12 protein-coding genes are annotated in these 13,684 nt (G+C 71.8%); 3 read left to right on the top strand and 9 right to left on the bottom strand.

Translation table 11 applies throughout. The annotated features are described in order from the left end of the window. From CQZ88_RS32070 to CQZ88_RS27870, 3 genes are all read left to right on the top strand, one after another. The coding region (locus tag CQZ88_RS32070; protein ID WP_258008842.1) for a peptidylprolyl isomerase at positions 1–226 on the top strand (226 nt) is incomplete at its 5' end. Further along, positions 226–1,020, top strand: coding sequence for a peptidylprolyl isomerase (locus CQZ88_RS27875; RefSeq protein ID WP_006941005.1), 795 nt, complete (start codon positions 226–228; stop codon positions 1,018–1,020). The genes CQZ88_RS32070 and CQZ88_RS27875, both read left to right, overlap by 1 nt. A gap of 112 nt (positions 1,021–1,132) precedes the next feature. Continuing rightward, on the top strand, positions 1,133–1,927 hold the full coding sequence (locus tag CQZ88_RS27870) for a peptidylprolyl isomerase (RefSeq protein ID WP_006941010.1): 795 nt from the start codon (positions 1,133–1,135) through the stop codon (positions 1,925–1,927). 28 nt (positions 1,928–1,955) lie between these two features. Here CQZ88_RS27870 and CQZ88_RS27865 read toward each other — a convergent pair whose 3' ends face one another. The 9 genes from CQZ88_RS27865 to secD form a co-directional block, all read right to left on the bottom strand. Beyond that, the gene (locus CQZ88_RS27865) at positions 1,956–4,100 is read right to left on the bottom strand and encodes a peptidase domain-containing ABC transporter (RefSeq protein ID WP_043798144.1); all 2,145 of its coding nucleotides are present in this window, start codon (positions 4,098–4,100) and stop codon (positions 1,956–1,958) included. After that, the gene (locus CQZ88_RS27860; RefSeq protein ID WP_102800600.1) at positions 4,097–5,176 is read right to left on the bottom strand and encodes a TIGR04500 family putative peptide maturation system protein; all 1,080 of its coding nucleotides are present in this window, start codon (positions 5,174–5,176) and stop codon (positions 4,097–4,099) included. Before CQZ88_RS27860 ends, CQZ88_RS27865 begins: the two co-directional genes overlap by 4 nt. Continuing rightward, positions 5,173–6,198, bottom strand: coding sequence for an MvdC/MvdD family ATP grasp protein (locus tag CQZ88_RS27855; RefSeq protein ID WP_231772869.1), 1,026 nt, complete (start codon positions 6,196–6,198; stop codon positions 5,173–5,175). Before CQZ88_RS27855 ends, CQZ88_RS27860 begins: the two co-directional genes overlap by 4 nt. Positions 6,199–6,293: 95 nt before the next feature. Continuing rightward, positions 6,294–6,449, bottom strand: coding sequence for a putative ATP-grasp target RiPP (locus CQZ88_RS27850; RefSeq protein WP_006941017.1), 156 nt, complete (start codon positions 6,447–6,449; stop codon positions 6,294–6,296). Positions 6,450–6,596: 147 nt separating this feature from the next. After that, on the bottom strand, positions 6,597–8,903 hold the full coding sequence (locus tag CQZ88_RS27845) for a bifunctional (p)ppGpp synthetase/guanosine-3',5'-bis(diphosphate) 3'-pyrophosphohydrolase (RefSeq protein ID WP_006941018.1): 2,307 nt from the start codon (positions 8,901–8,903) through the stop codon (positions 6,597–6,599). Between the two features lie 91 nt (positions 8,904–8,994). Continuing rightward, positions 8,995–9,552 carry an adenine phosphoribosyltransferase gene (locus tag CQZ88_RS27840; RefSeq protein ID WP_043798151.1) on the bottom strand — a complete coding sequence of 186 codons (558 nt, stop codon included), beginning with the start codon at positions 9,550–9,552 and terminating at the stop codon, positions 8,995–8,997. Further along, on the bottom strand, positions 9,549–11,303 hold the full coding sequence (locus tag CQZ88_RS27835; RefSeq protein WP_006941021.1) for an ABC transporter substrate-binding protein: 1,755 nt from the start codon (positions 11,301–11,303) through the stop codon (positions 9,549–9,551). Before CQZ88_RS27835 ends, CQZ88_RS27840 begins: the two co-directional genes overlap by 4 nt. Before the next feature lies 1 nt (position 11,304). Next, a complete protein-coding gene (gene secF, locus CQZ88_RS27830; protein WP_006941022.1) occupies positions 11,305–12,507 on the bottom strand; it encodes a protein translocase subunit SecF in 1,203 nt (400 codons plus the stop codon). A gap of 2 nt (positions 12,508–12,509) precedes the next feature. Then, positions 12,510–13,684 (bottom strand): protein translocase subunit SecD (gene secD, locus CQZ88_RS27825; RefSeq protein ID WP_102800599.1); only part of this gene is annotated, 1,175 nt, incomplete at its 5' end.

Raw genomic sequence — 13,684 nt, 5'->3', positions numbered from 1 at the left:
GCGCGGCACCGTCGCGATGGCCAACGCCGGCGCCGGCACCAACGGCAGCCAGTTCTTCCTCGTGTACGGCGACTCGATCCTGCCGCCGCAGTACACCGTGTTCGGCACCATCGACGAGACCGGCCTGGCGACCCTCGACACGGTCGCCGCCGCCGGGGTCGAGGGCGGCGGCCAGGACGGCGCGCCGGCCCAGCCGATCTCCCTGACCAGTGTGAGGATGGACTGATGACCCGTACCCGATCCGGCGCTGCCCGGGCCGCCGTGGCCGTGGTCGGTGTGGCGCTGCTGCTCACCGCCTGCTCCGGCGACCCGGACGACGGGTCCGCGACGTCCACGTCGAGCACCGCGGCCTCGGCACCGACGTCCGCACCGTCGCTGTCCGACTTCCCGGCCCTGCCCGCCCAGCGGGCCGAGCCGCTGCCCGATACGGTGAGCTGCGCGTACCCGTCCGACGGGCGACCGGCCGCGAAGCCGGTGCAGCCGCCGCGCGCCGAGGCCGTCCCCACCACCGACACCGACGTCACCGTGGCGACCACCCAGGGCGACATCGGGCTGGCCCTGCGGGGCGAGCTGTCCCCGTGCACCGTCGGCAGCTTCCTGTCGCTGGCCTCCCAGGGGTATTTCGATGACACCGACTGCCACCGGTTGACGACCGACCCGACGCTGTCGGTGCTGCAGTGCGGCGACCCCACCGCCACGGGTACCGGCGGACCGGGCTACGAGTTCGCCAACGAGTTCCCCACCGACCAGTACGCGGCCGGAGATCCGCAGGCGCAGAATCCGATGATCTACCCACGGGGCACGCTCGCGATGGCCAATGCCGGTCCCGGCACGAACGGCAGCCAGTTCTTCCTGGTCTACGGCGATTCGATCCTGCCGCCGCAGTACACCGTGTTCGGCACCATCGACGAGACCGGCCTGGCGACCCTCGACGAGATCGCCGCGGCCGGGGTGGACGGCGGCGGACCCGACGGACCACCGGCGGCGCCGACGACGCTGACCGCCGTCCGCACGGACTGATCCGGCGCGTCTCCCAACGCCCCGCCCACCCGCCGGTGGGCGGGGCGTTCGCGTCCCCGCCGCCGGCAGGGGTCTGTCGGATTGTGACGGGATCGTCTACTGTGCCGTGTCTGTGACCTCAGGTACCTCCATTGCTGCGCGCCTGGCCGCGACGCTCGGCGCAGCACTCGCGGCTGCGGCGTGTGCCGCTTCCGACACCGGGCCCGCCCCTGCCGCGCTGCGGGCGACGACCACCGCGGCCGCCACCTCCCCCGGCTTCGACCCGTCCGCCTATGTTGCGATGCCGCCGCGGCCGGAACCGGCGGCCGCCACCGTCGCCTGCGCGTTCCGTGCCGCCGGGCCGGCCGCGAGGACGGCGACCGTGCCCGCGTCGACGTCCGTGCCCGCGACCGGGACGGTGGAGCTGACGCTGACGACCTCCGCGGGTCCGGTCCCGCTGGTCCTCGAGCGCGCCGCAGCGCCGTGTGCGGTGCAGAGTTTCGTCGGCCTCGCCCGGCAGGGCTTCTTCGACGGGACCGAGTGCCATCACGTGACCGACGAACCGGGGATGCAGATGTTCCGGTGCGGCGACCCCACCGGATCCGGGACGGGAGGGCCCGGCTACACGTTCGCCGACGAGTACCCCGTCACGGTCGTCCGCGGGGAGAACGGCTACCTGCCGTCCCCCGTCGTGTATCCGCGCGGCACCGTCGCGATGGCCAACGCCGGGCACCGGGACAGCAACGGCAGTCAGTTCCTGCTCGTGTTCGGCGATTCCCTGCTGCAGCCGCAGTATTCGGTGTTCGGCACCGTCGGAGAACCCGGCCTGCGGGCGCTCGAGGAGGTCGCCGCGGCGGGCGACGACGGATCGAGTCCCCTGGGCGGTGGGCGCCCCCTGATCCCGATGCGGATCGTCGCGGTCGGGTGAGTGCGGCCGGGTGAGTGCGGCCGGCCACCTACCGCGTCTGCAGGGCGACGAGTTCCGCGTACCGCCCGTCCCGGCTCAGCAGTTCGTGATGGCCGCCCCTTTCGACGATCCTGCCGTCGTCGAGCACGAGAATCACATCTGCGGTGCGGACGGTGCTGAGCCGGTGCGCGATGACGATCCGGGTCTGGCGCAGCCCTCCCAGCGACGCCACGACCGACGCTTCGGTCGCGGCGTCGAGGGCGCTGGTCGCCTCGTCGAGCAACAGCACCCGGGGCGCGCCGAGCACCGCCCGCGCAAGCGCGATCCGTTGGCACTGCCCACCGGACAGGCCCGACCCGTCCCGCAGCATCGTCTCGTACCCCATCGGCATGGCGACGATCGCGTCGTGGATGTGCGCCAGTTTCGCGGCCTCGACGATGCGGGGGAGGGAGGCCTCCGCCCGTCCCGCGGCGATGTTCTGCGCGACGGTCCCGGTGAACAGGGCGCTGTTCTGCGTCACCACCCCGAACTGGGCGCGCAGCGAACGGGATTCCAGGTCCGCGGCGTCGTGTCCGTCGAACAGCACCCGTCCCTCCGTCGGCTCGTAGAGTCCGAGCAGCAGGCGGGCGAGGGTGCTCTTGCCGGAGCCGGACGGTCCCACCAGCGCCACCGTCGACCCGGCGGGGATGTCGCAGTCGATGTCGCGCACCACCCACGGCGAGCGCGGGTCGTACCGGAATCCGACACCGCGCAGCGAGATCGCGCCGCTGAGTGCCGGGGCGGGCCGCACGCTCCGGCCGTGCTGTTCGACGTCGCTGTCGACGATGTCCCGCAGCCGGGCCAGGTGGGCCGCCGCGAACTGCAGCCGCTGCAGCACCGACACCACCGAGCCGAGCGGGGCGAGCGCGGCGAGCGCGATCCCGTTCGCGGCGATCATGGCACCGAGCGTCTGCCGTCCGTCCAGCACGCCGACGACGCCGACGATCATCAGGACCGCGGGCGCCGCGACCCTGAGACCGGCCACCAGCGATTCGACCACACCCTCGAGGCGGCCGCTGCGCGACGCCGCGTCCAGGGCGGTGGTGAACAGAGCGTGCCACTGCGCGGCCGCAGCCGCCTCGGAACCGGAGGCCTTCACCGTCTCGATGCCGTTCACGGTCTCGAGCAGGCGTCCCTCGGCGAGGGCGTGCGCGCGCAACTCCTCCTGACCGAGCTGACCGACCCGGCGGCCGGTGCCCACGATCAGGACGATCTGCACCGTCGCGAGCACCATCAGCGTGACGCCGAGCATCGGCGCCCACCACAGCAGCAGAGCGAGGTACGTCAGCGCCAACGGCCCGTCGAGCACCGCCGCCACGACGGGTCCGGTGAGCAGCTCCCGAATGGCCCCGACGCTCGAGACCCGCTGCACCACGTCACTGGTTCCCCGGCGAGCGAAGTATGCATACGGCAATGCCAGCAGGTGCGCGACGGCGGCGCCGGTGAGCTCACCGTCGGCGCGCCGGCGCAGCGCCTCCAGCATCCGGCTGCGCACCACCCCGACCGCACCGTGCGCAAGGCACGCGACGACCGTCGCACCGACCACGGCGTACAGCAGCGGGCGGTCGGCGCTCGGCAGGACCCGGTCCACCAGAATCGCCGAGACCACCGGAAGCGTCATCCCGATCGCCTGCAACGCGATCGAGGCCACCACGACCGACGCGAGCAGTGCGCGGTGGCCGTGCAGGAACCGGGCCGGCATCGTTCGTCGCCGGGAGGCGGGCAGGGCCGGCGGCGGATAGACCGACGGGTCGCCGGGGCCGAACTCGATGCTCACGCCCGAGTACCCGTCGCGGAACTGTGCCCGGGTCAGGCGCCGGCGCCCCCGCGCCGGATCGACGATGTGCACGTGCCGCTCCGTGCACCGTTCGACCACCACGAAATGGTTGCCGTCCCAGTGCACGACGGCGGGCAGCTGTGCACCGCCCCCGGCGACGGCGTCGGCGGAGCGGCCGAAGGCGCGGACGTCGAGCCCGTGGCCGCGGGCACATCGCACGAGCGCCAGGGCGGTGAGTCCGTCGCGGGAAACCCCCAGCTCGTCGACGAGGTCCGCGACGCCGCGTGGGACGCCGAAGTAGGCGAAGATCATCGCCAGGCACGCCGCGCCGCAATCGGACATCCCGGTCTGAGCGAGCGGCCGGATGCGGCGCGTCACCGCGGCGTCTTCTCCGCCTCGCCCCAGAACCATTCGATCCGGGCGGTGCGGCGCCGGTCGGCGAGCCACTCGTCGAACAACCGCCTCGAGGCCTGCTCCAGCAGGTCCGAATCGGACGCGGCGGCGCGCGAGAGCACCTGTACCACTTCCCATTCCGTTCCGACCGCCCGCGGCGGCAGCAGCGTACCGGGCGCGACCGCATCGGCCAGGCCGGAGCCGAGGCCGAGGCCGAGGTCGGCCACGGTTCGCTCCATCAGCTCGGCCCCCAGCGGACGGGGCGGGGCGACAGCCGTCAGCGCCGCGCCGAACGCGTCGGCCGTTGTGTCGCAGGTGCGTCGCCGCTCGGCGAACGCGGCGACGAACCGCTCGGCGGCGGCGCGGTCGGCGAAGCGCACGCGGGCGATCCGGAGCCGGTCGTACGTCGATCGGTGCGCCGCGCACCACGAGTCGACGCGGTCGACCGTCACCCGCGTGCGCAGCGCGGCAACGGCGGCCTCGCGTGCCACCATCTCCTCGAGCGCCGCGTGGTCGAGGTGCCGCCGTGCCATCCATGCAGCGGTCGCCGCCGGGGTCAGCAGGCCGCGCGCGCGACGGAAGGCGTCCATGGCGTCCTGCAGCTCACCGTCGGTCAGCGTCACCGGGCTCTCGGCGAGTTCCTGCTGGACGAGACACACGTCGACGAGTCGGTCGAGCAGGGCCGTCTGCTCCCACATCACGTCCAGATACGCCATCGCGTGCTGGATGTCGAGCGCCTCGCCGTTGACGCGTAGCAGCATCGATTCGGCGCTGCGTTGCGCGCCGCGCAACATCCACGGCACCTCCGACGGCGGCGCCCAGGACAGCGTGACGGTGCCACCGCGGGGCCCGGAGACGAGCAGGCCGAACTGCACGGTGTCCCCGTAGGCTTCCCGGTGCCGGAGCAGGCGAAGGCGCAGTCCGGGGTGCTCCGCCCGCAGGGCCGCCAGCAGTTCCTCCGCGGACCCGGCCGCTACCGGGTCGGTGTTGAGGCGCGCGAGCAGAGTCAGCGCCTGCCCGAGAGCAGCGTCGTCGAGCGCCGCGCCGGCCGGGGCGATCATGCGGGCACCTCCTGGACGGCGGGGCGCCGGGAGCGGTGGGCACCGTCGAGCAGCAGCTCGCACAGTGCGTCGGAGATGGGCAGACCCGTCGCGTCCTCGATCCACAACCACTGTCCCGACGGGTTGATCTCGAGGAACACGTAGCGGCCGTCCGGAGTGAGTATGAGATCGATTGTCCCGTACTGCAATTCGAGCTCAGCCACCAGACTGCGGCACAACGCGGCGAGCGCGGCCGGCAACTCGTGCCGGCTGTAGCGGGTCGTGGAAGGGTCGTAGCTGCGCCAGTCGAGCCGCGTGTGGTTGCTGTCCTGGCTGTGGATGGCGGCGCCGAGGACCCGCTGCCCGACCACCGTCACCCGCACCTCGATCTGTTTGGGCACATAGCCCTGCACGATCATCGGGCACAGGCGCATCGCCTCCGCGTACCCCAGGTCCGTCGTCGTGACAGGCTCGCACATGCGGAAGTAGCCGTCGTCACCGTCGATCAGGAACGGCCGGTCGAGCGGTTTGCTGATCACCTGCCCCTCGTGCCGGTCCCAGAAATCGAGGAACTCGTCCGGGGAGGTGGTCACGATCGTGGGCGGAAGCTCGAACCCGAGACGGCCGGCCAGGGTGAGCTGGGCGGTCTTGCGGGCCGCCTGCCGGATCGCGGCCCGCGTTCCCGGCACCGCGAGACAGTCCAGATCGTCCCAGAGCGCGGAGGTCATTGCCTCGCATTCCCTTTCGACGTACTCGCGGACCGCCGGGGCGGTGACCTCCGGGTGCGCCCGCGGGTTGCGTGGGCGGCGGAACCAGACCGTGTCGACGGCGGACAGGTCGATCCGCCCACCGCGGTGGTCGAGGGTGCGGCGGACCGCACCGCCGGCGGTGTAGCCGACGGAGATCGACGCGTGGACAGGAAAATCGGCGGGGTCGAACACGACGACCCGGGCGTCGCGCCGGCGCAACAGGTCGACGACGTGGTCTGCGTGCGGGTCACCCGGCTGGGTGAGCACCAGGATGCGGGCGGGATGCGCGCTCATGAGCTGTTCCTCGGGGCGGATCGGATCGGATCGGTCGACGGACGAGCGCCGGGTGGGCGAGGCGAGCCGCCTCCCCACCCGGCGTCCTCGGTCCGTCAGAAGTCCTGATCGGTACCGACCGCGCCGGTCGACATGTCGATCGTCTTGCTCGACCGATCCTCGCACGCGCGACCGCCGGACACGGTCGCGAGGCGCGCCTCGTCGAGTTCCGCACCCTCGGCGGAAATGGCGGTGATGACGGTGTTACGCAATGCGTTCTCCTCTGTCAGGATGTGCCGGACCGTCCGGCGAGGAGAACGATCGCGCAGCGCGCTTAGCATGCGCTTAGCGTCGGCTGACGGACCGCGACGTGCGGATGGGCGAGGTGGGGTCGCCGATCCTGCTACGCCGCGGACCTTCTATGCCGCGGAGGTCACCCGGTACACGTCGTAGACGCCCTCGACGTTGCGGACGACGTTGAGCACGTGCCCGAGGTGCTTGGGATCGCCCATCTCGAACGTGAAGCGGCTCACCGCGACCCGGTCGCCGGTCGTGGTCACCGACGCCGAGAGGATGTTCACCTTCTCGTCGGCGAGTGCCTTGGTGACGTCCGAGAGCAGCCGGTGCCGGTCGAGCGCCTCGATCTGGATGGCCACGAGGAACACCGACGACGGGGACGGCGCCCACTTGACCTCGATGATCCGCTCGGACTGCTGCTGCAGGGATCCGGCGTTGGTGCAGTCGGTGCGGTGCACGCTCACCGAGCCGGTGCGGGTCACGAAGCCCATGATCTCGTCGCCGGGCACCGGCGTACAGCACTTGGCCAGCTTCGACACCGTGCCCGGCGCGCCGGGCACGAGGATGCCGGAGTCACCGCTCTGCCGGGACCGGGTCGGAATGGACGACGGGGTGGACCGCTCCGCGAGCTCCTCCTCGACGCCACCGACCCCGCCGAGCAGCGCGACGAGGCGCTGCACGACGTGGTGCGCCGAGACATGGTGCTCACCGACCGCGGTGTAGAGCGCCGACACGTCGGCGTACCGCAGTTCCTTGGCCACGGCCTGCATCAGGTCCGCGTTCATCAGGCGCTGCAGCGGCAGCCCGACCCGCTTGACCTCCTTGCCGATGGCGTCCTTGCCGGCCTCGAGCGCCTCCTCGCGGCGTTCCTTCGCGAACCACTGCCGGATCTTGGCCTTCGCGCGCGGCGAGACCACGAACGACTGCCAGTCGCGGCTCGGCCCGGCATTGGGGTCCTTGGACGTGAAGACCTCGACGACCTCGCCGTTCTCGAGCTTGCGTTCGAGCGCGACGAGCCGGCCGTTGACCCGCGCGCCGATGCAGCGGTGCCCCACCTCGGTGTGCACGGCGTACGCGAAGTCCACCGGCGTCGACCCGGACGGCAGCGTGATCACGTCGCCCTTGGGGGTGAAGACGAAGATCTCCTTCACGGCGAGGTCGTAACGCAGCGACTCGAGGAACTCGCCGGGGTCGGCGGCCTCGCGCTGCCAGTCGAGCAACTGCCGCATCCACGCCATGTCGTCGAGCTCGGCGACGTCGCCCGAGTGTTTGCCCTTGGTCTCCTTGTACCGCCAGTGCGCGGCGATGCCGAACTCGGCGGTGCGGTGCATCTCGCGGGTGCGGATCTGCACCTCGAGCGGCTTGCCCTCGGGGCCGATCACGGTGGTGTGCAGCGACTGGTACACGCCGAACCGCGGCTGGGCGATGTAGTCCTTGAACCGGCCCGCCATCGGCTGCCACAGCGAGTGCACGACGCCCACGGCGGCGTAGCAGTCGCGGATCTCGTTGCACAGGATCCGCACGCCGACCAGGTCGTGGATGTCGTCGAAGTCGCGGCCCTTGACGATCATCTTCTGGTAGATCGACCAGTAGTGCTTCGGCCGGCCCTCGACGGTGGCATCGATCCGCGACGCTGCGAGCGTCGCGTTGATCTCGGCGCGGACCTTGGCCAGGTAGGTGTCGCGCGACGGCGCCCGGGTGGCGACGAGCCGCACGATCTCCTCGTACTTCTTCGGGTGCAGGATCGCGAAGGACAGGTCCTCGAGCTCCCACTTGACCGTCGCCATGCCGAGACGGTGCGCGAGCGGCGCGATCACCTCGAGGGTCTCGCGCGCCTTGCGGGCCTGCTTCTCCGGCGGCAGGAAGCGCATGGTGCGCATGTTGTGCAGCCGATCGGCGACCTTGATCACCAGGACCCGGGGGTCGCGCGCCATCGCGATGATCATCTTGCGGATGGTCTCGCCCTCGGCGGCGGTGCCGAGCACCACCTTGTCCAGCTTGGTGACGCCGTCGACGAGGTGGGCGACCTCCTCGCCGAACTCGGCGGTGAGCTGCTCGAGACTGTAACCGGTGTCCTCGACGGTGTCGTGCAGCAGCGCCGCGATCAGCGTCGTGGTGTCCATGCCGAGCTCGGCGAGGATCGTCGCGACCGCGAGGGGATGGGTGATGTACGGGTCGCCGGACTTGCGCTTCTGCGACGCGTGCCGCTCCTCCGCCACGTCGTAGGCGCGCTGCAGCTCCGACAGGTCGGCCTTCGGGTACAGCTCGCGGTGGATCGTGACCAGCGGCTCGAGCACCGGCTTGAGAGTGGTGCCGCGCTGCCCGGTGATGCGGCGCGCCAGCCGCGCCCGCACCCGGCGGGAGGCCGACGTGGACGCCGAGGTCGGGGTCGGACCGGAATTCTGGGACCGATCAAGATTCTGGGTCATGCCCACACCTCCCGTCGCCGATGCACACCGGACGCACCGCCGCACATTCCTCGTCGTCCGGAACCACCGGCACCTGCGCCAACTCTAGCTCTCAGAGCCGAACCAATGACGTCACCGGGTACTTTTCCAGCCGCGCCCGCCCACCGAGGGCCTCGATCTCGGTCACCACCGCCACCGCGACGACCAGGGCACCGGCCGCGTCGAGAAGCTCCGCCGTCGCCGAGAGGGTGCCGCCGGTGGCGAGCACGTCGTCGACGACGAGTACCCGCCGCCCGCGCAACCGAACCGAATCCTGCGGGATCTCGATCGCCGCGGTGCCGTACTCGAGGGAGTACTCGCGGGTGTCCACCGGCGGAGGCAGCTTGCCGGCCTTGCGCACCGCGAGGACGCCGACACCCAGAGCGTGGGCGATGCCGCCGCCGAGCAGGAAGCCGCGGGCGTCGACGCCGGCCACCAGTTCCGCGTCCGGCGCGGTGGCGGCCAGCGCGGCGATGACCGCCCCGAAGGCCTCGCCGTCGGCGAAGACCGGGGTCAGGTCGGCGAAGCGGACGCCGGGCGCCGGGAAGTCGTCGACCCAGCGGGTACGGGCGGTGACCGCCGTGGCGGCACGTTCGATCAGAGCGTGCGCTCCGGCGGGATTGCTGTTCATCTGTTGAGGATCCACCTGTCCATGTTCCAGCCCGCACCGGCAGCGCTGGGGTTGGCGACGGCGGCACGCAGGCCGCCGGCGAAGGTCGTCTCCCGGGGCTGCGCGTACAGCGGCAGGGTCGGCATCGCGGTCCACAGGATCGTCTCGGCCTCACCCACCAGACCGGAGATGGTGGCGTCGTCGGTGGTGACGGCGAGGGCGTCGAGGATCTGGTCGACGCGGGCGTCGGCGAAGCGCCCGACGTTGCTGCCGGCCGCGGAGTTGAGGGCGCCGCGCGCGTCCTGCATGTCGGCCGTGCCTCCCGCCCCTGCCGCGACGGCGGTCCCGGCCAGGACGGCATCGACCTGGCCCGCCGTGAGCTGCGACGGCGTGAACGTGTCCGAGGCGGCGTCGACCACCTCGATGCCCGCCTCGCGACAGGACTGGGCGATCAGCTCGACGGTACGGGCGCGGCGCGGGTCCGGGCCGAGGTACCCGATCCGCACGGTGATGCGGTCCGTCCCCGCAGCGGCGAGCTCGGCCTGCGCCGCGGTCGTGTCCGCCCGGTCGTAGCGGGCTGCGGGCCCGGACACGCCCGGGTACAGCGGCGAGTCGGCGGGCAACAGCCGCGACGACGTCGTCCCGGAACCGAGTCCGGTGGCGGGCACGTCCCCGACCCGGCCGAACTCGTCGAACAACTGCGAGCGGGGCACGCACAGCGCGAACGCCCGGCGCGCGGCGGCGGCGCCGAGGCTGCCCCCGCCGGTGCCCAGCACGAGCTGCTCGACGTTGCGCGACGCCGCGGCCGTCGTCTCCACGTCGTCCCCGAGGGACAGGTCGAGTGCCCCGGTGCCGGTGTCGGCGACGTGGACGCGGCCGTCGGCGGCCGCCGCGGAGGCGTCGGTGCCGCGCGGCCACACCACGATCCGGTCGGTGCCGGGCTTGTTGCCCCACCAGCGTTCGTTCGCGACGAGGACGAGCCCGTCCTCGGCGGTGAACGACTCGATCCGGTAGGGGCCGGAGGCCGGCAGCAGCGACAGGTCCAGCCGGCCGGGGGTCAGGTTCCACCCGGTGTTCCAGAAGTCGGCGAGCCGGCGCAGCGCCTCGACGTCGCCACCGCCGATGGCGGCGACCACGTCGGGCACCCCCGAGACCCGGGCAGCGACGTGCGCGGGCATCAGCTCGGTGGCGCCGAACAGGGCTCGCCAGTCGGCGTAGGCTCGGCCGGCGCGGAAGACGACGGTGGCGTCCTTGGACCCGGTCTGACAGTCGATCCGTTCGATGTCGACGTAGCCGGAGCGCCGGGCGGCGGAGAACAGGTTCGCCGGAGCACCCGAGGCGTCGGGCGCGGTGAATCGGCCGCTGGCGGCGGCCCAGGCGAGCACCAGGTCGTCGCACGACATCGGCACCCCGTCCGAGTACACGGAGTCCGGGGACAGCCGGTACTGGACGGTCAGCGGGTCCTGCGAGACGACGGTGGCCGCCCCGATGTCGGTGTCGGAGATCACCTGACCGGCCGGATCGACGTAGCCGAAGCCGGGCAGCACGCGGGCCAGGGCCTGCCGGGCTCCCGAGGCGGCGCCGTCCACGGTGTTGGCGTTGTAGGTGGTCACCGTGTTGTCGACGGCATACCCGATGGAGGGCAGGGACTCCTCCGTCGTGCCACAGGCGACGGTGGTCGCGGCGAGCGCCGCCGCGGCGGCCGCGCCCGCGATCGCCGCGCGGACGGACCGGCGGCGCCGGGCTCGACGTGTGTGCTCGGGTGCCGACATGTCAGTGCCTTCTCTTGGCGCGCTTTCCGGTGGGCCGGACGCCCGGTCTGGGGGTTCGCTCGGCCACCGGCGCGGCGCCGGCGCCCGCCGTCGTGGTCGCTCCGATGCGCTTGGTCACGGACACGGGTGTCGCGCCGGCGTGCGCGCCGACGGCCTCCCCGGCGGGGGGCACGGTCCGCGATTCGGCGGCGCCGCGCTTGGCGAGCACCTTGCGGGTGTGTGCGGCCACCGGCCCGCGCCATTCCTTGAGGGTCACCAGCAGCGGAGTCGCGAAGAAGATCGACGAATAGGCGCCGACCACGATGCCGACGAGCTGGACGAGGGCGAGGTCCTTGAGGGTGCCGACGCCGAGCAGCCACACCGCGATGACCATCAGCGCGAGCACCGGCAGCACCGAGATGACCGTGGTGTTGATCGACCGCATGAGGGTCTGGTTGACGGCGAGGTTGGCCTGCTCGGCGTAGGTCCGACGATGCAGGTGCAGGATGCCGCGCGTGTTCTCCTCGACCTTGTCGAACACCACCACGGAGTCGTACAGCGAGAAGCCGAGGATGGTGAGCAGGCCGATGACGGTGGCCGGGGTGACCTCGAATCCGACGAGCGAATACACCCCCGCGGTGACGATCATGTCGAAGAACAGGGCGGCCAGCGCCGCGAGCGCCATGTCCCGCTCGTAGCGCACCGCGATGTAGATGCTGACGAGCACCAGGAACACCGCGAGCGCGATGAGGGCCTTCTGGGTGATCTGTCCGCCCCACGTCTCGCTGACGTCGGCGACGCTGATCGCGTCGCGCGACGGCACGCCGTCGGGCCCGGTCGGCTGGAACTCGTCGTACAGCGCGTTCTGCAGGGTCCGGACCTGCTCGAGGTCGAGGGCCTCCGAACGGATCTGAATCGAGGCGCCCGCGCCGGACCCGACGGTCTGCACCGATACGGGCTCGGTGCCGAGGGTGTCGGAGTACACCGTCTCCACCTGCTCGGTGGTGACGCCCTCGGCGGCCGGGAGCTGGATGCGGGTGCCGCCTTCGAAGTCGATGCCCCACGTGAAGCCGCGGATCAGCATGCTCAGCAGCGCCACCAGCACGATGCCGCCGGTGAGCAGGTAGTAGAACTTGCGGCGGCCGACGATCTCGAACGCGCCGGTGCCGGTGTAGAGGCGGGAGAGGACGCTGTGCCGGGGTGCGGTCGTGGTGGTGTCGGTCATCGTCACGCCTCCTTCGCCGAGGCAGCCGCGAGCTGGCGCTCACGGGCGACCTGCTGAATGGCGCCGAGACCGTTCACGCTCGGCTTGGACCAGAACTTCGACGTCGACGCCAGGTGCACCAGCGGCCACGTCACCAGGAACACCACCACGACGTCGAGGATGGTGGTCAGGCCGAGGGTGAAGGCGAAGCCGCGGACCTGACCGACCGCGAGGACATAGAGCACCGCGGCGGCGATGAAGCTCACGGCGTTGCCGGACAGGATGGTCCGGCGGGCCCGGGCCCAGCCGCGGGGCACAGCGGAGCGGAAGCTCCGACCCTCACGGATCTCGTCCTTGATGCGTTCGAAGAACACCACGAACGAGTCGGCGGTCATGCCGATGCCGATGATCAGGCCGGCGATGCCGGCGAGGTCGAGGGTGAAGTTGATGTACCGGCCGAGCAGCACCATCACCGCGTACACGGCAAGCCCGGACATCACCAGCGACAGCGCGACGAGCACGCCGAGCATGCGGTAGTAGACGAGGCTGTAGAGCAGCACGAGGACCAGGCCGACGATGCCGGCGATCAGCCCGGCCTCGAGCGATGCCAGGCCGAGGGTCGCGGACACCGTCTCGGCCTCCGACGCGGCGAACGACAGGGGCAGCGAGCCGTACTTGAGGGTGTTGGCGAGCTCGGTGGCCTGGGTGTTGGTGAAGTTGCCGGTGATCGAGGTCGCGCTGCCGGCGGGGGTGGCGCCCTGGATCACGGGCGCGCTGACCACCTTGGAGTCGAGGACGAACGCGGCCTGCTGGCCGATGCTGGCGGCGGTGAACTGCGCCCAGGTGCTGCTGCCCTCGGAGTCGAACGTGAGGCTGACCTCGTAGCGGGACTGCTGGGTGTTGTAGCCGGAGGAGGCGTCGGTGATCTGCTGGCCGTCGATGATGCTCGGGCCGAGCAGATAGACGGCGGTGCCGTCGGTGGAGCACGCGACGAGCGGCTTTGCCGGATCGTCGTTGCCGGCGAGCGGGTCGGCGGCCGAGCAGTCCAGGGTGGCCATGGCCTGCTGCAGGACGGCCGGGTCCTCGCTCTGCCGGGTCTCCTTGGCGGCGGCGATGTCCGCGGCGGCCCGGGCCTGCGGGTCGAGGTCCTCCGTGGGAGCGGGAGCGGGCGCCGGGGCGTCGGTGGCGGGCGCCGGGG

It is taken from the genome of Rhodococcus sp. ENV425 (genome assembly GCF_002887785.1).
Lineage (GTDB): Bacteria > Actinomycetota > Actinomycetes > Mycobacteriales > Mycobacteriaceae > Rhodococcus > Rhodococcus aetherivorans.
This window is presented reverse-complemented; position numbering and strand designations above follow the sequence as displayed.

What these genes read in the sequence shown, in the direction of transcription:
- CQZ88_RS27855 (WP_231772869.1), bottom strand. Translation starts at nt 6,198, where the DNA reads ATGAGCGCGCATCCCGCCCGCATCCTGGTGCTCACCCAGCCGGGTGAC.
- CQZ88_RS27845 (WP_006941018.1), bottom strand. Translation starts at nt 8,903, where the DNA reads ATGACCCAGAATCTTGATCGGTCCCAGAATTCCGGTCCGACCCCGACC.
- CQZ88_RS27835 (WP_006941021.1), bottom strand. Translation starts at nt 11,303, where the DNA reads ATGTCGGCACCCGAGCACACACGTCGAGCCCGGCGCCGCCGGTCCGTC.
- CQZ88_RS27875 (WP_006941005.1), top strand. Translation starts at nt 226, where the DNA reads ATGACCCGTACCCGATCCGGCGCTGCCCGGGCCGCCGTGGCCGTGGTC.
- CQZ88_RS27840 (WP_043798151.1), bottom strand. Translation starts at nt 9,552, where the DNA reads ATGAACAGCAATCCCGCCGGAGCGCACGCTCTGATCGAACGTGCCGCC.
- CQZ88_RS27860 (WP_102800600.1), bottom strand. Translation starts at nt 5,176, where the DNA reads ATGATCGCCCCGGCCGGCGCGGCGCTCGACGACGCTGCTCTCGGGCAG.
- secF (WP_006941022.1), bottom strand. Translation starts at nt 12,507, where the DNA reads ATGACCGACACCACCACGACCGCACCCCGGCACAGCGTCCTCTCCCGC.